At 48.4% G+C, this 16797-nt stretch carries 10 protein-coding genes; 4 read left to right on the top strand and 6 right to left on the bottom strand.

Going from position 1 to position 16797, the window contains the following annotated elements; genetic code table 11:
• From ACQY6I_RS12105 to ACQY6I_RS12095, 3 genes are all read right to left on the bottom strand, one after another.
• Nucleotides 1–894: a Fe(3+) dicitrate ABC transporter substrate-binding protein gene (locus ACQY6I_RS12105; RefSeq protein WP_428241743.1), complete on the bottom strand. Its 894-nt coding sequence runs from the start codon at nucleotides 892–894 to the stop codon at nucleotides 1–3.
• Between the two features lie 54 nt (nucleotides 895–948).
• Nucleotides 949–1848 (bottom strand): Fe(3+) dicitrate ABC transporter substrate-binding protein, encoded by a 900-nt coding sequence (locus ACQY6I_RS12100; RefSeq protein ID WP_428241742.1) that lies wholly within the window; start codon nucleotides 1846–1848, stop codon nucleotides 949–951.
• A 91-nt stretch (nucleotides 1849–1939) separates the two neighbouring features.
• The gene (locus ACQY6I_RS12095; protein WP_428241741.1) at nucleotides 1940–2842 is read right to left on the bottom strand and encodes an ADP-ribosylglycohydrolase family protein; all 903 of its coding nucleotides are present in this window, start codon (nucleotides 2840–2842) and stop codon (nucleotides 1940–1942) included.
• Nucleotides 2843–2926: 84 nt separating this feature from the next.
• On the opposite strand from ACQY6I_RS12095, the gene ACQY6I_RS12090 reads away from it, so the two are divergent.
• Nucleotides 2927–3760: an NAD(+)--dinitrogen-reductase ADP-D-ribosyltransferase gene (locus ACQY6I_RS12090; protein ID WP_428241740.1), complete on the top strand. Its 834-nt coding sequence runs from the start codon at nucleotides 2927–2929 to the stop codon at nucleotides 3758–3760.
• A gap of 347 nt (nucleotides 3761–4107) precedes the next feature.
• Entirely contained in the window at nucleotides 4108–7941 is a 3834-nt protein-coding gene (locus ACQY6I_RS12085; RefSeq protein ID WP_428241739.1) for a hypothetical protein, read from the top strand.
• A 19-nt stretch (nucleotides 7942–7960) separates the two neighbouring features.
• Here the strand turns inward: ACQY6I_RS12085 and ACQY6I_RS12080 are convergent, their stop codons facing one another.
• The gene (locus tag ACQY6I_RS12080; RefSeq protein ID WP_428241738.1) at nucleotides 7961–10072 is read right to left on the bottom strand and encodes a TonB-dependent siderophore receptor; all 2112 of its coding nucleotides are present in this window, start codon (nucleotides 10070–10072) and stop codon (nucleotides 7961–7963) included.
• 221 nt (nucleotides 10073–10293) lie between these two features.
• Here ACQY6I_RS12080 and mltA point away from each other — a divergent pair, with 221 nt between their 5' ends.
• Entirely contained in the window at nucleotides 10294–11430 is a 1137-nt protein-coding gene (gene mltA / locus ACQY6I_RS12075; protein WP_428241737.1) for a murein transglycosylase A, read from the top strand.
• A gap of 507 nt (nucleotides 11431–11937) precedes the next feature.
• Entirely contained in the window at nucleotides 11938–13083 is a 1146-nt protein-coding gene (locus ACQY6I_RS12070) for an alpha/beta hydrolase (protein WP_428241736.1), read from the top strand.
• 269 nt (nucleotides 13084–13352) lie between these two features.
• Here the strand turns inward: ACQY6I_RS12070 and ACQY6I_RS12065 are convergent, their stop codons facing one another.
• Together ACQY6I_RS12065 and ACQY6I_RS12060 are read right to left on the bottom strand one after the other, a co-directional pair.
• Nucleotides 13353–14234, bottom strand: coding sequence for a transglutaminase family protein (locus ACQY6I_RS12065; protein WP_428241735.1), 882 nt, complete (start codon nucleotides 14232–14234; stop codon nucleotides 13353–13355).
• Nucleotides 14231–16771 (bottom strand): circularly permuted type 2 ATP-grasp protein, encoded by a 2541-nt coding sequence (locus ACQY6I_RS12060; protein WP_428241734.1) that lies wholly within the window; start codon nucleotides 16769–16771, stop codon nucleotides 14231–14233. The genes ACQY6I_RS12065 and ACQY6I_RS12060 overlap by 4 nt, the downstream gene beginning before the upstream one ends.
• Between the last annotated feature and the right edge of the window lie 26 nt (nucleotides 16772–16797).

The following is a 16797-nucleotide window of genomic DNA, read 5'->3' as shown; positions in this document are numbered from 1 at the left end:
CTATCGGGTCGACATGATGGCGACCAAATCGCGGGCGATCGCCTCTGCCGCGAGTATTCCACGACAGCGCGACCAGGTATTGCCATTCACATGGTAAACATGCTGTTGCTGCACTGCTGTGAGCAATTGCCACAGTGGCTCACTGTGCCACTGCACGTCCAGACTGTGGGTGGCATAGGGACCGATCATCAGGTATTCCGGGTTCAATGCCACCAGTTGTTCGAGACTGACCTGACGATAAGCAGAGTGATCCTTCAGACCAAAACCGGGTGTTGTCATTCCCAAAGCCTGAATAACCCCTCCGGCGTAGGAATAGGGAGTGTGTAGAAATAAAGCATCTTCGCGCGCCACACCGAACTGAACCTGGGCTCCGTCCGGCAGCTGCCGGGCATAGTTCTGCATGATCTGTCTGTGCTGCTGAAGCCGGTCTCGCATTTTCGTTTCTTTACCAACCACTCTGGCAATGATGGCTGCTGACTGCAGGCTCTGCTCATAGGTTTCGCTGCGGGAGGTCAGAATCAGGGTCGGTGCGATTTTATTGAGTTCATTATAGATGCTTTCATGGCGCTCAATATCGGCGATGATCAGGTCCGGCTTCAATGCTGCAATCATTTCCAGACTGGGTTGTGCCCGAGTGCCGACGGAGGTGTAATCACCCACAATTTCGCTGACGGCTGGCAGCAACCGTTTACGGTTTTTATCGTCGGCAATACCGACAGGGCGAAGGCCAAGCACTGCCAGGGCATCAGCGAACGAGAACTCCAGCACGACGATACGTTCAGGCCGCTGATCCAGCGTAAAAGCGCCCTTTTGATCATGAACAGTTACGGCAGGCGCGATTACTGCACTGAACATCAGGCCGACGACGAGTAATGCAGACAGGCGCTTCAACATATTCGGTTCCTTAATAAGACAGAAAAAAGAGTGAGAGTCGTTATAACCGATTGATCAGGATGCCGTTGTCCCCATAACCCTGATGAGATCCTGAGCCATATGCTCTGCCGCCAGAATGCCACGACAACGGGCCCAGATGTTGCCATTGACCTTATACACATGATGCTGACGCACGGCCTGAAGAATCTGCCACAGGGGTTCCTGTTGCCACTGCACATCGATGCTGTTTTCAACGTAAGGGCCAAGCAGCAGATATTCCGGATTGATAGCGACGAGTTGTTCAAGGCCAATCTGCCGGGAGGCGGTCTGGTCGGTGCGGCCCGTCTTCGGCGTTTGCATACCGAGCGCGGCAATAACACCTCCTGCATAGGAATCTGTCGTATGCACGAACAGCGCATCATCCCTGGCAACGGCAAACTGTACTTGTCTGCCCGCCGGCAGCTGGGCGGCATACTTGCTCATACGTTGCATGTGCAACTGCAGCCGGGCCTGCATCTGCTGGTGTTTGCCAACGAGATCACCAATGACAGCAGCAGCTTGCAGGTTGCCTGCATAGGTTTCCCGGCGCGAACGTAACAGGATGGTCGGGGCAATTTGACTCAATTGTGCATACACCGCCTCATGGCGGCCGATATCGGCGATGATCAGGTCTGGTTTAAGGGAAGCAATCACTTCAAGACTGGGTTGCGAACGAGTACCTACCGAATGATAGTCGCCTATCATTTGCCGTACTGCTGGCAGTAACCGGGTGGAGTCTTTGTCATCGGCGATGCCCACAGGGCTGACTCCGACAACAGCAAGGGCATCTACAAACGAAAACTCCAGTGCAACGATTCGTTGCGGTACGCTATCGATGGTGAACAAGCCTCTGGCATCTTCCACAGTGACAGCCTGTGATGAACCTGCCAGAACGAATAAGCACCCAATCAGATTGATCAGAATAACCTTTAACATGCATACAACCTTTACTATTGCGAATCCCAAATCAGACTGATCGGTCTGAATGCCATCAATGGAGCGTAATAATAATGATTATCATTTGATATTAAAGTTTTTTCTGTCCGAGACGCTCAGCCAGTGCCAGTATTTCGGTTTGCATAATGACCTTTTCGCGCCAGTGCAATGGTATGCCATCAACGCCATAAAAGGCTCCGGCAATCTGGCCACAAATGGCTGCCGTGGTATCGGCATCGTCACCAAGGTTGGCGGCCTGCAGTATTGCGTCCTGAAAACTCTCTGTGCTGGCAAAGCACCACAGAGCCGCTTCAAGGCTGTCTACCACGTAACCGGTACCTCGCACCTGGTCGACGCTTTTCTGCCGATAACCCGCGGTGGCAATAGCAGCCACTTTGCGGGTTTCTGGCTGATAAAGTCCGGAATGCAGAATACTGTCCTTATCTACACCAGCAAAACACTGATGTAGCAGAGTGGCAAAGTAGCGACAGGCATCCACACACTCCTTAGCACCATGGGTGGTTCTGGAGCTGTCGCCAGCATAACGGATCACCAATTCCAGTTCCGGGCTGAAATACATGACAACCGGGGCAAGACGCATTAACGAACCATTACCAGCCGTGAATGGATTGGTTGAACCAGCATAAGGGTCACCGCTTCTAAGGTATTGGCTGATCGCCTCCGAAACCGTTACGCCGATATCGAAACAGCGACCATTACTGCTCAGGTATCCTTCATTGCGCCAGCGACAATAACGCTGCATTTGGTCATCGGCATCAAAGCCTTCACACTCCAGCAGCGAGTGTGCCAGACATAAAGCCATAGAGGTATCATCGGTCCACTGTCCCGGCTTCAGGTTAAAAGGACCACCTCCAACCATGTCGGTCAGTGGTTCAAAACTCCCCCGTTCCCGAAACTCAAGGGTCGTACCAACAGCATCCCCACAAGCGAGTCCCAACAGGCAACCTCGATAACGTTGTTCACGATCTGTCATGGTAGTTTTTTCTGTTATTGGTTGAAGAAAGCGCTATTATGGCCGTTCAAAATTGGTTCTGGCCGATATTGGATCAACAATAATATGAATAGTTCCAATCAGCAAAACCTACATTTGCTACCCTCTTTTGCGTATCGCTCTATCAACCGTTGCAGTCTGCCGGCGGCCATCCTTGGCAGCCTGGAATTTCAACAACATCCTACGGCTCTGTTCATTGATGGCGTCCAGGAATTCTATTCGGAACTGTTTAACTCCTTACAGCCGATTGATGATCCGGATGATCGGGTGGAACATTTCAAGGAATACATGCGCTCGTGTTTTTTGCTGGACCATCTGGATGAAGCGGGTTACGCCGGTGACCAAAAACGCTACCAACGAGGCAAAGCCAATTATCTGCGCCTGTTACGCGGTTGGATGTTCAACGCCAGCGGTGTTGAAGGAGCGGTCATGAAAAGCTGGGTGACATCACGCTTCGGGCTGCTGCCACGTAATCATTTGGGACCACTGCATGATTATGACTCACATAATTATCAGGCTTACCGGGCTGGATATGCCCAGGGACTATACAACACCAATGCGCTGGAGGCGCAGCTGGATCTGTTATACAGCTTTTGCCAGTATGAACTGCAACGACGTTTTCCGGATACATCACACTGGCACTTATACCGGGGCGTCAACCGGCTACAGGATCACGATGTGCTAGCACAGCCTGGGCAACGAGAGTATGTATTGCTACTCAACAATCTCAATTCTTTCAGTCATAGTGGTGAATATGCTGAAAGCTTTGGCGACTATGTTTTTCGCACCGAGGTGCCCTCTGCCAAAATTTTGTTCTTCCCCGAACTGTTGCCAGGAATACTGAAAGGCGAACGAGAGTTTCTGGTAATTGGTGGTGCTTATCGGGTGTCGTTGCGTTGATTGCATAAAAGATCAGTAACGCCTTTTTCGGTTTCCGTTATAACTCGGCAGTATCCAGCATCTGCCCCAAAACAGTCTCAACGCGGATATGCTGACAATACCGAATACTCGTGATGTGTTTTTCAACGTCTGTTAACTCAAAAGGTGTTAAACCTTTGTAACGGCTTTGATATCGAAAAAATAGCACTAAAGTATGACTACCAACATCAGACACCCTTGGTGATGATGCTTACAAATTAACATCAGCGTGCCATTTATTCCGATCAACGGCAAATCCATGATTCAAACCATACCTGAGGGACTGCGAACATCCCGTACGTCATGGTTTAAAACACGCAGGGGTTTTCATGTGCAGAGAAAATGTGCCATATGTCTTTATTCCCATCCAAAAACGGATCGATAAAAAACCTCTGTTTATTGGCAGGCGAAGGTTACGAAAAAAACTCAGGGAAACACTTATAAATGCATTTGGTATTGGCGGCTGTTTTCTTGTGGGAGGTTATCGCGGTGTTGGTAAAACCTCCCTGGTCAACCAGGTATTGGAAGAGATCAAAAAGCGCTATCAACCCTGGAAAATACTGTCCCGCAAACCACTGTTTATTCGCATAGATCTCGGCGTGGATTCAGGTTTATCCATTCGTGACATTCTGTGTGATTTGGTTGAAAGCACCCATGTAAAAACCAGAAGAGAATGGCTGCATGCAGTCTCAAAAAGAGTTCTCCTTCTGGTACTGATGTGGGTTATCAGTATTTTTTACGGCTTTCAAATTGTCGGCAACACGGATATTACAGTGTTTATCCACAATGAAGCAGCAATACATGATCTGCTGCAATTTACGACAATCATCAGCGGTATTTTGTGTCTGCTGGGTTTCTGCTGGATCATGATTCTCAGAGGTCCCAACTTCACCCAGCTTGGAAAAATCACTCAGCTGGTTAAGTTAACCCGTTACGCACGAATGATCGAAATGGGTCTTACCACAGATGGCGGCTTACCGGGCAAAATCGGTGTCAGGTGGAAAAAATCCTATTCTCAGGAACCAATTTCAGCCAGAAGAATACAGCAGGAACTGACCAAGTTTTACCGGCATTCCAGCTATCAATACATCGTTGTGTTGGATGAAGTGGATAAAATAAATCCTGCTCCGGTGGAACAAAGCACCCAGAATTCGAAAACCCGTAAAGCCAAAGTCGATGAATTGCTTGGTGGATTGAAATCCCTGCTTAACGGAACCCACTGTATTTTTATCATTATTGCCGGCCGGGAAATGGTGGATGCCTATTACTCGGAATCCGGCTACACCAGCGTACTGTATGAAGGTGTTTTCAAAGAAATATTTGAAGTACCCACACTGCTGACAGATAGCTCCGATCACAAGCTCCATGAATTTCATTCGATGGTGAAAAAATACATCAATTCGGTATTGGCTGGGAAAGAAACAGGCGACAACCCCAATTTCGAGCACATGATAACTTTATCAGGTTCAAGGACAAACCATAACGTGGAAATACTCGATGTTCAGTTTTTCTACGAACTGTTTGTCAAATTTATCACTCTGCATTCCTGGGGCAACATCAAGCGAATGTCGATGATGGTTCAGGATCATATTGAATGGAACGATAAGGACTATTACGACCAACTGACTCACAGGCGCAGCATCAATCTGTTGCCGGCCAATCAGAGTAAATCCACACCTTTTCTGTTTTTTACGCCCTCGGATATACGGAAAATGTTCGTAAGCGCCAAACTATATTCGTTGTACAGCACCAACATTGGTCGTCTGGTTTCCAGAACCCATGATAAATCCGTCGTCTCCAGTTTTATCAGTATTCTGGATGTCGTGCGATTTCACAGCCAGGGATTTTCCCGGGCAATGCTGGATAGAACCGTCGCCGGTATCGATGTGCACTCGGAGACCAATCTGGCTTATGTCGCAGATGAACTGGTCAACTCAACCTTTCAATCCATCATTCGCAGAACGGCCAGCAATCTCTTTCCGTATCGATTTTACATTACCACAGACCTTGAGTTCAGTTATCTTTCCAAAAGCCTCGGAGCGAAATCCTCCAGCTTTGAATTTGCGCTGGATTCAGCAGAACCGGTTCGGGCATTTTATATACAGGAAGTGGAAAACCAGAAGCCGGACGACCGTTCTAAAAGTTCATTTTCGAGCGCTAAATTACAGTCGATATTGGGTGATATTTATGCATCAGAACAAAGTTATGACATGGCATTCTCCTACTATGCCAATGCCACTTTTCTACTGAAAAAATTACTCAGAAATATAGAGGGTAACCAGTGGCGCCAATCCGGCGGGGCATCATTGGAGGCGCACTACACATTGACACAGGTATTGTTAAAAAAAGGTCTGCTGGAAGAAATTCGTGAAAACCGTGCTGCCGCCATGAGTGCATATCGGGAAGCCGAACTCATCTGCCAGGAGAACTTTTACGAGATACAAAAAACTGAAGCCAACAATGGAACGCATATTCCTAATAAACATCTTGATAACAACCTTCAGCATGCGCTGCTTGCTCAGGAGTTTCTGGCCCTAAAATCCGGCAAACCACTGACTCACGAACTGTTTCATAAATTAGAAAAAATAAAAGTGGTTGTCGAAGATCCTACACTTTATTCAAAGGCTTTATTAGTCAATTATTTCGCCGGTAACTATCAGGAAATTATCGACAAGGTAAACCCCACGGCGGTACTTCGGCTCATCCAATTCTCGATGAAACGATCCAGCCAGAATGTGGATGATTATTTCAGGAAATATCATATCAGCCCCGCCGCATTCATTTACGCGCAATCCATATTTTCTCTGACTGCTCAGAAGCTGAAAGAACGCCTGAATAAAGCACTCCAACTCAACCAGAGTCACCCTGAAAAAATTTATCAACAGGCTTTTATTGTATGGTCTGGACCGGTACGGCACCTTCTTACACTTCCGGGAAAACTATCGAATTTTGAGAACTTTTTAGAAGATGACGAATGGCAGCAGCTCAAACCGGTTTCCAAGTTAACGGAAAGTGAAATGCTTGAACGCTCATTCAAACTCACCTTTCTTGCGGCCGATAACTCCCGCAGAAAAGGCCGCTATGCTGAAGCAGCTCATCAATACGTCTCATTATTGCTTAATTGGATCGCGCTGTTGGAAATATTTCCATGGAGCAAATGTGCAGAGATTAAACAAAAGGACAAAGAGATCAAAACTTCGTTGATGAATCAGGCAAGCACTACCCCCGAATGGCTGAAGGATTTAATTGCTAGTGCTCGTGACTGTATTGAGAAAAGCGATAAAGCAACCAACATCAAAGAGAGAGTGGAAATCCTGTCTGAAAACTCACAGACTCACGACCAAACCATGATTACGTCTGAAATACTCGCGAATATTTCAAAGCCCACGCAAACCTCTGTTTACTCATATTTAGTCTGGTATCGATCAAACATCAGCAGCTATTTATTAACTTTCGGTATTTGGGAGCATTATTGCCGGTACTCTATTTATCGTTGGTGTCGATACCCCAGCACCGATGAAGATAATCAGACCAATATGACCTTTAATCTTGATCTCATCCCCTCACCATTGGGAAATCTCCCTCGCGTGACGGCCATCTATTTATGGATAAAAGCGCGCAATAACATGCACGAACGGTTATTAATGAACGGAATGACTGGAACGAGTGATTGCATCGATGAGATCGCACATATTATCAGTTTGTTCAGCAGGGTTCTGGATGAGCACAGAAAAGTCTTTCGCAGTGATGACCCTGACACATTTCCGCCGAAGTCTCATGTCTATTTTAATATCTTTGAATTGCTTGAATGGATAAAAAACAAAGCTGAGGTTCAAACCAGCACCGATATCCTGAACAGGGTCCGTTCGAAACTTTTACAAGCCTATCCGGGCGTCCCGACGATGTTACTTGACCCGGAATACATTCAATCGAAAGTGGAAAGACACGTTCTGGATCTTGCCGAAATAGATAATATTTCGTCAACAGCTTACCGCCGAAAAGTCCGTCATAAATACTATCTCTATGATGACTTTGAAGATCCATTTTACATTGGCGAATGGGCATTTCTGCAGATGTTATCGAGCAGTTCCAAGCTATTGCAACGAATCGTTAAGTTTAGTCAAAAAAAAACAGGAGGGCATGAAACGGATCATCCATCGTGAGCCGTTTCATGCTTGAACCTTAAAAGTGATAGCGAGCAGTCAAATACATTCTTCTGGGTTCACCTGGAAATGCTCCGGTTCGTTCAATAAAGCCGCTACTGGCATATTCTTTGTCGAACAGGTTTTTCACGTTCAATTGAAACAACCAGTCACGCCAGCGAGTCTGCCAGGAGGCATCGAAAATTGTATAGGGCTGAATGGTCTGACCGTCGCGACTGATCTGCTGGCTAACATAGTCCGCCCCGAAAGAAATCGCTGAGTGCCAAGCTGGGATGTCATAGCGGGTCCATACACCCAACTGATGATGAGGCGAGTTAGCGAACTCTCCATCGGTGACATCGCGAATGCCATCATAGGCTTTTTCAACATTGGTATTGTTATAAGCATAACTTAAGTTCATGACCCAGCGCTCAGTCAAATCTGCCATCAAATCTGTCTCGATCCCCTGACTGCGCACTGCTCCATAGGCCACTAATCGGTCATCATTCTGTGGATCCTGCTGAAGGATGTTCTTTCGCGTAATATCATAAACCGCCACGTTAAGATTAACGGCATTTTCAAGCCAGTACGTTCTCACCCCTATTTCAAACTGCTGACTTTCCTCTGGATCGAATGGCCCGCCGACAGATTCAAGTTGATCGGCTGCATCCTGAGGAACAAAACCCGTGGCATATACGGCATAAGGATGTATATGCGAATTGAGCTGATAGGCTGACCCCAATCGATACGAATAACCGGTATTGTCATAGGATTCAGAAACATCAGTCATATGATTGACCACCCGGTCTTTATAGTGATCCACCCTGACACCGGCCAGCACGTCCCAGGCACTGCTTAATCGCCATTGATCCTGCAGGTAAAGTCCGATTCGATCAGTTTCACTTTCTTCATCCTTAGCCTGTTTTAAGGAGTAGTCCTCAACAGGTGTCACACCGTATTGCGGATCATTCAGACTGATGCCGTCAACATTGGCACGCTGATATATAAAATCGCTGTCGAGATGAAAATAATCTGTTCCGGCCAACAGAGTATGAGTCCCCAGCTCGGCGATCGCATTCAATGCCAGTGAGGTACCTTCGTTATGGCGAACCTGATCGCGATACTGGCGTTTACTGAAGTCCACCACGCCATCTCCGTTACCATCTGCCAGCCCATTCGGTTCATGGTATTTCTGGGTCTCTGTATTTTGGTAATAACGCATGGTCATATTCGCCGACAACCAGTCATTGAACAAATGGTCGGCGCGGGTCTGAAAGACCCTGGCCTTCAGTTTCTGATAATCAGACGCTTCATTGGCGTTCCAATTGATATCTGTCAGAAAGTTACCACCATCATCAATAGGAATTCCACGCAGCCTTGCTCCATCATAACGTTGATGAATATCGTTATATTGCAGGGTGATGGTGGTATCCGTTCCGGGATCCAGGGCATATCCCAGATCAATGATACGATTATGCTGTTCGGTGTTATTACGAAACGGTTCTTCCTCATCGGAGTACCAGCCAATACGATAGCGCTGGTTACCGGTTTGGGTAATCGGGCCAGATGATTCTACACTGCCGGCCAGATAGCCATAATTGCCGGTCGTCAGGGTTAAATGATGTTGTGAGTTATAGGTTGGTTTTTTGGTCACGTAATTTATGACCCCGCCAGGCTCACCGGCACCATACAGCGCGCCCGATGCACCTTTGAGCACCTGAACCTGCTCGATACTGAATAATTGCGGAATCGCAAACCCGTTAAAAGGATCACCGCGCATGCCATCGTATAAAATCTCATCCTGACGAAATCCCCTAAAAGTGACTCCTGAATAGGAATACTGGCTGACACCGGAGATAGAACGGTAAAGATCCGTGATCTGCCGCGCCGCCTGATCTTCAATCAGAGTTTCTGGCAACACCTGTATGGCTTGAGGGGTCTGGTCAATTGATGTGGTAGTACGGGTAGCCAGCGTGGCATCGGTTTCACGGTACAGGGATTCGGCCCGCCCCCGCACAGTCAACGTATCCAGAGTCAAGGCAGTGACCGATCCTGCCGGTTTATCGTCGGCATTCTGCAAGTCAGGCAACTCCTCAGCATGGACGGGAAGAGAAAACAATATGCCGGATAACACCAGCGGGGGGTACTTCATACGACAACCTTACATCTTGAAGTGAATATGAGAGGTATTGAATTTTAATGATATAGATTATCATTATCAATTATGACCTATCGGTCAAAACCGTGAACAACCTCCCTTTACAAGCCCTTAGGTTTCATTCACTGTGGGGTGTTGCCTGCAATCGCCACCGCGCGGTTGAGGTTTGAAACTGATTACACATTTACCGAATAACACCCTGATCATTCAAATTTATGCATCTGATTCATCGTTTTTTAGTCATTTTCCTGAGTATGACGCTGCTGAGCTGCAGCTTTCGGGAAATAGATCCATCCAATGATTTTGCCGGCAACGGCCGGGATACCCAGGTTCGCCGACAGTCGGAGTTATATCGCCTTAGTCCACCATGGCCCAGCTGGTCGCAATCTTCTGCGGACCTGCTGCAGGGTCTGCAACTACAGCAGAAGTTTTTGAGTCGCCCCAGCATTGATGATCACTATGTGCTTGGCAACCTGGAGGTGACCCGACAGCAGTTGCAGCTCAGCGTTGCACGCCTGGGTCAATGGCTGCAAAACCCTCAACAGGACCCAGGCCTGAGTCTCTATCAATTGCAGGGCGACGACAAACGCGGCAATGTTCAGTTTACCGGGTACTATGTTCCAGTCATGAAAGTTCGCCGCACGGCTGATGAGACTTATAAATACCCCTTGTATCGCAAACCGACCGAAGCGGAATTCAAACGCCCGTTGCCGGATCGCCAGGCGATTGATTTCGAGGGAGCCCTGGATGGATTAGGACTCGAAATTGCCTACAGCGACAGTCTGATCGATAACTTTTTTCTGCAGGTTCAGGGATCCGGGGTGGTGGAGTTTGAGGATGGTTCCCGGCGGCTGCTGTCCTGGGGAGGCGGAAACGGTTACGCCTACAAAAGCCTGGGGAAAATTTTAATTAAAGATGGAGAAATTGCTAAAGAACTGATTTCTTCGCGCACCATCAAAGACTGGTTGCTGGCAAATCCAGGGCGTCAACGCCAGGTATTATCCCAAAACCCCAGCTATCTGTTTTTCAGCGAAGGCCAGGACTCACCGGTTGGCGCAGCCAATGTGCCATTAACGGCCGGCCATTCCATTGCGGTGGACCCAGCGGTGATTCCATTGGGTTCTGTATTATTAGGTCTGATTCCCATACTCGATTCCCATGGCAATCTGATCAGGCATGAATATCGCTTTCTACTGGCGCAGGACAAGGGTGCCGCCATCAATGGTGCTGGCCATATTGATGTGTATTTTGGTATTGGTGAGAAAGCTCACCAGCAAGCCAGCGCACTCAAGCATTATGGTAAAGTCTGGTTATTGCTGCCCGGCGAAACATCGTTTGACGCGGTTCCGTGATTTACCAACGCTAGGGCCCTAGGAGGCCTCTGAAAAATAAGAATAGTTTTGATGCAGGCGAGGAAGCATCACTCGCAACACCGAAATTTACTGGCGTAAATGAGGATGTGAGGCTGGGACTGACAACGTCCTACGCGAAAATAGGCCATTTTTCAGAGGCTCCCTAGACGCGGCCTGAGCCTCATGCAAACTTTCTTCAATCAGCCTTTTTGTGAGAAGCAAAAGGGATACCTCCCCTACGAAAGAATGAATCGTATCCCGGCAGCTCTATTTTTATTTCAATAATTTTTGACAACTGCTTCACAAGTCTCCTGTTTGCCCTATCCATAACATTCTAAAACACGATTCCAGAACTTAAATCTGTTTGATATGAAGTCATGCTTTCATCCAGGCAAAAACATTCAGTCGCGTTTGTCTTCGTATATAAGTGTTTTTCGGATACTCATTAAGCCGTTCGAGTTCCGATGTCCAAGAAGTAGTACTCTTAACTGCAATGAAGGAACAACAATGAAAACAATATCATTCAAAGCAATTCTCATGACTGCCTCCATCCTTGGAAGCTTGGTAACTATCCCGGCCAAGGCTGATATTTCCCCTCCACCGGCGGGTTACGACCACTACAATCCTTCCATTTCTCATGGAACTTATCAGGTCGTACAATATTACTCGACGGTCGCTGGTGCGCATAAGAATACCCGAGTGCTGCTGCCTCCTGATTATTCACCGAATAAAACCTATAACGTGCTTTATCTACTGCATGGTATCGGCGGGGATATCAACGAATGGTCCAATAACGGCGCTCCTCTTAATATTATGGACAACCTCTATGCGGCCAATCAGGCGGAGCCCATGATTGTTGTAATGCCAAACGGTCGTGCCATGGATGATGATATTCCCATCGGAGACATTTTTGATCCGCAGGTGGTGGAATCGTTCACCAACTTTGAATACGAACTGTTGAATGATCTTATTCCGTTTATTGAATCCCGTTATCCGGTAAACCATGGCAGAACGTCACGCGCTATCGCCGGGTTGTCTATGGGAGGTGGTCAGTCGCTGAATTTCGGTCTCGGGAATCCAAACACTTTTGCCTGGGTGGGCGCATTCTCGGCCGCCCCCAATACAAAATCCGCTGACGCACTCATTCCGGACATATCAGATACCGATAACTTACCAATGCTCTGGTTATCCTGCGGCACAGCCGATGGACTGGTTTCAATTGCCACCGATATACACAACTTCATGACAGCAAATGGGGTTCAACATGACTATTTACTCCATGAGGGTGCTGGTCATGACTGGTCGGTGTGGAAACCGGGCCTGTATCATTTCGCCCAACGTATTTTTGTCAGTGATGGCGATAACAATCAGAATGATGGGGTGATCTTTTATCAGGATATTCAATATGGCGGCAGTAGTGGTCAGGCACTGATGCCCGGTCGCTATACGCAACAACAACTCGCTGCCAAAGGCATATTTAACGATTGGGCATCATCCGTCAAAATTCCTTCGGGATGGACCGTGACCATGTATCAGAATAACTATTTCTCGGGAAGCTCGTGGACTCTGACAACAGATACTCCGCACTTCTGGGCATTACAGCCCTACGCCAATGACCAGATGTCTTCCGTTGTGATTCAGTCTAACAGGTAATACATTTGTTCTTATCGGACTATCACCCGGGCAATGGAATGACCGGGTGAATCCAGCTCAGTGCAGGCATTCTTGTAACGAGTCTGTTAGGGCCTTATCGTCGAACCTGTTATTAGCTAAATAGGCCCGCTACTAAAACGTCAGGAACGTTTTAGCGTGTAACCCCGAAGGGGTACAGCTCATGAATGAGCTTTACCCTATCGCTCCTCGCACCTGGATTTGAGTGAAATTGGCTCTCAGCAGGCCGATGAAATGAGTGTAGACGGGCCCTAGTCAGGTATCCGCATAACATCAACCGCCACATGCAAGGTGGAGGACTCTCCACCACCAAATACCACACCTTTTAATGGCGGAACATCGGCATAATCGCGTCCCCAGGCGGTGGTAATATGTTGAACCCCGGCCATCTGGTTATTGGTGGGATCGAACTCGAACCAGCCTTCGCCCGGAGAATACACGGCAAACCAAGCATGAGAAGCATCTGCACCGACCAGCTTCTGCTGTCCTGGAGGCGGCAGGGTTTCGAGATAACCGCTGACATATCGGGCCGGATAGCCAAGTACCCGAAGACAGGCAATCCCGAGATGCGCAAAGTCCTGGCAGACGCCACGACGATGCTTAAGCACTTCGCTTAAGGGAGTGGAGATATTGGAAAATTCCGGATCATAGGTGAAGTCATTAAAAATACGCTGGGTCAGGTCCATCACTGCAGCCAGTAAGGTACGGTCACCGGTAAATGATGGAGCGGCATAGTCCATCAGTTCCTGGGAGGTTTTGATTTTTGGTGACTCCAGTATAAATTCACGCGCTGCCAGGATCTCAGCCTGATCACTTTTGAATAACAGTGTCTTACTGTATTCACAGGAGGTACCAATCTGCAGGTTGATGGCTTCGGCTTCCTGAACTTCCAGTTGGCTGACAACCGTCACGTCGAGCTCATCATGAGCCGTTTCGATACTAAAATGGTAAGCCTGATTACCATAGAGATCCTCTTGTACCTGTGCTTGCGACGCTGTCGGAGAAATACTCACCTGACTGTCATAGACTGTCTGACGACCCGTGTTCCGGGGTAATATGTAGCCCATGTTGTAACAGTGACTGACGCTTTCCTGATACTTGTAACGGGTCGTGTGGCGAACCTGATATTTCATAAATCATCCTGCCAGAAGGTATTTCTGACCAGTGGTTGTGGGCCCGCGGTGTGATCAAAGTAACGGTCACTGAGAGCATCGGATGTGGCGGCCAACAACCTCTGGATTCGTGCCATTAGCTGATCCAGCAAGGTTCTGACGCCATTGTTATCTTCCTGAGCCATAGTGCGAATATCGCACAATTGTACCGCCGTGGTCGCTTCCAGAATCAGTTTGTCATGGGCTCCCAGGCGTCCTCCCTGCACGGGTAACTGCTTGAGATGTTTACTTATCTTATTAAGCTGATACAGGATGGAGCGCGGATTCGAAGCGTCAAACAATAGCATATCGAGCCCCTTGCCCACTTCCGGCTGACAATGATAGCGGCGCCGATAGGTGATGATGGACTCGTTGGATAACAGTAGCGATTCCACCAGCAACTCTTGTTCTTCATCTTTCAGACAGGGCACGAACAGCGAGCGGATCTGACTGATCATTTGCAGGCTGCGCTCCAGACGCCGCCCAAGGTCAATAAAGTTCCAGGCATAATCCCGGACCATACTTTCCTGCACCAGACCAGACAGTGCCAGCAGTGTCGTTACCAACGGATCCAGTGCCTCTTCCGGGGCAGACCATAATCCAGGACGCAAGGTACTGCGCAAAATGTCCAGTTCATCACCAATATCATTGATAATGCGTTGGGTATCGCTGGTCAGCTGTTCCTTGACCTGTTCGGCCGAGCGCAACATAGCATAAAGATTCGCGGCCACGGACCCGGCACGATGACGATCCTGAATCAGTTGATACAGTTCACTTTCCGGGTTGGCAAACAGCTTTTCATTGTCTGCCGCAAATCCAGGATAACTCATCGTCAACTGGGTCAGTCCTTTCAACAGAATGCGATAACTGCTCTGTGGCAAAGGTTCAACCCGATTCAATTGCAAGAACACTGTCCGCAGAAACCTCAACGCTGCTTCTGCCCGTTCGGCATAGCGCCCCATCCAGAACAGATTTTCGGCTACCCGGCTGGGTAATTCCTGCTGGATAGAGAACGTTTCTTCGAGCGTCCCTTCCGTTTTGATCGCTACAGCTTTTTCCGGCTCTGAAGCCAACACCCAGGTATCCTTGGAGACCGAACCGGTCTGGTTGGAAACCACATGAGCAGACTCATCCAGGCTCACTCGGGTCAGACCTCCAGGCATAATGGAGTAATCGAACTCACCTGCTACAGAAAATGTCCGTAAAACCGAATGTCTTGGTAACATCTTTTCCTGATGCCAGGTCGGCGAGCAGGAACTTGGCATATACTCCTGGGCCACATACATGTAAGGACTACGCTTAATGCGGTTTTTCCACGCAGTCAGCTTATTGGCATCCAGGCTTGGACCATATACGGAATAGGCTCCGGCTTTACGGTAACAGGGTTTGATTATCAGCGTGGCGATATTATCCAGCACATATTGCAGATCATCCGGATCACCACACCACCAGGTGCGAACATTTTGCAACCGGGGTTCACGCCCCTGCAAATGCCGACCAATTGCCGGTAAATAACGATACAAGGCCGGATTTTCCAAAAAGCCGGACCCTAACGGATTGGCAATCACAACCTTACCGGCCCGGGCCACCCCCATAATGCCCGGAACGCCAAGATGGGAATCCCCGCGCAGTTCAACCGGATCACAATAAATGTCATCTACCCGGCGCAGGATCACATCAACCCGTTTCAAACCATCCAGGGATTTCATCCAGACATAACCACCGCGTACTGTCAGGTCATTTCCCTGCACCAGAGGAAAGCCGAGATAATTGGACAGGTACACGTGCTCGAAGTAGGTTTCATTGAGGGCACCGGGTGTAAGAATCACAACTCTCGGCAACCCACCGTTAGGATTCAGATCATTCAGTTTTAACCGCAGCTGGGTAAAAAAATAAGCCAGCCGATGAACATGGCTGTCGCGAAACAAACTTGGAAACACACGGGTCATGACAGTCCGGTTTTCCAGTGCATAACCTGCACCGGACGGTGCCTGACAACGATCGGAAATCACCGTCAGCTGACCGCTGGGATTACGGATCAAGTCAATGGCATGGATGATCAGTTGATGGGAGCCGGGGATTTTCAACTGATGGCAACTGCGTAAAAACCCTGAACTGGAAAATACCAGTTCAGGGGGAATGACGTTATGCTTGATCAGGGTTTGCGGACCGTATACATCTTCCAGAATCAGGTTGTATAACTCTGAACGTTCCAGCATGCCACTTTCGATAAATGCCCATTCCTCACTGTCGATCAATAAAGGTACGGGGTTGAGCTGCCAAACCTGACTGGCTTCCGGCTGCTGATAAATTTTGTAGGTGGCACCGTCATCGCGCAGAATCCGCGAAACCTTTTTTTGCCGTTCCCGCATGGCTTCCGGGCCCAGGGATTCCATACTTTCGAGCAGATATTTCCAGTGTGGGCGTACCTGACCCTCGGAGTCATAAACTTCATCCCGACCATCGCCGGGCTTTGGATACCCCGTCGCTGCCATCATATCTTGCATCTGCTGTTGCATTCAGCTTTCAACCTTAAATCCTGGCC

Origin of the sequence: Gynuella sp. (assembly GCF_050297175.1) — a bacterium.
Lineage (GTDB): Bacteria > Pseudomonadota > Gammaproteobacteria > Pseudomonadales > Natronospirillaceae > Gynuella.
The sequence above is the reverse complement of the archived record's forward strand: the minus strand, read 5'-3'. Positions and strand labels throughout refer to the sequence as shown.

Bases quoted from the DNA above. Each gene is read 5' to 3' on its own strand.
- ACQY6I_RS12105 (WP_428241743.1), bottom strand. From the start codon at position 894: ATGTTGAAGCGCCTGTCTGCATTACTCGTCGTCGGCCTGATGTTCAGT.
- ACQY6I_RS12100 (WP_428241742.1), bottom strand. From the start codon at position 1,848: ATGTTAAAGGTTATTCTGATCAATCTGATTGGGTGCTTATTCGTTCTG.
- ACQY6I_RS12095 (WP_428241741.1), bottom strand. From the start codon at position 2,842: ATGACAGATCGTGAACAACGTTATCGAGGTTGCCTGTTGGGACTCGCT.
- ACQY6I_RS12090 (WP_428241740.1), top strand. From the start codon at position 2,927: ATGAATAGTTCCAATCAGCAAAACCTACATTTGCTACCCTCTTTTGCG.
- ACQY6I_RS12085 (WP_428241739.1), top strand. From the start codon at position 4,108: ATGTGCAGAGAAAATGTGCCATATGTCTTTATTCCCATCCAAAAACGG.
- ACQY6I_RS12080 (WP_428241738.1), bottom strand. From the start codon at position 10,072: ATGAAGTACCCCCCGCTGGTGTTATCCGGCATATTGTTTTCTCTTCCC.
- mltA (WP_428241737.1), top strand. From the start codon at position 10,294: ATGCATCTGATTCATCGTTTTTTAGTCATTTTCCTGAGTATGACGCTG.
- ACQY6I_RS12070 (WP_428241736.1), top strand. From the start codon at position 11,938: ATGAAAACAATATCATTCAAAGCAATTCTCATGACTGCCTCCATCCTT.
- ACQY6I_RS12065 (WP_428241735.1), bottom strand. From the start codon at position 14,234: ATGAAATATCAGGTTCGCCACACGACCCGTTACAAGTATCAGGAAAGC.
- ACQY6I_RS12060 (WP_428241734.1), bottom strand. From the start codon at position 16,771: ATGCAACAGCAGATGCAAGATATGATGGCAGCGACGGGGTATCCAAAG.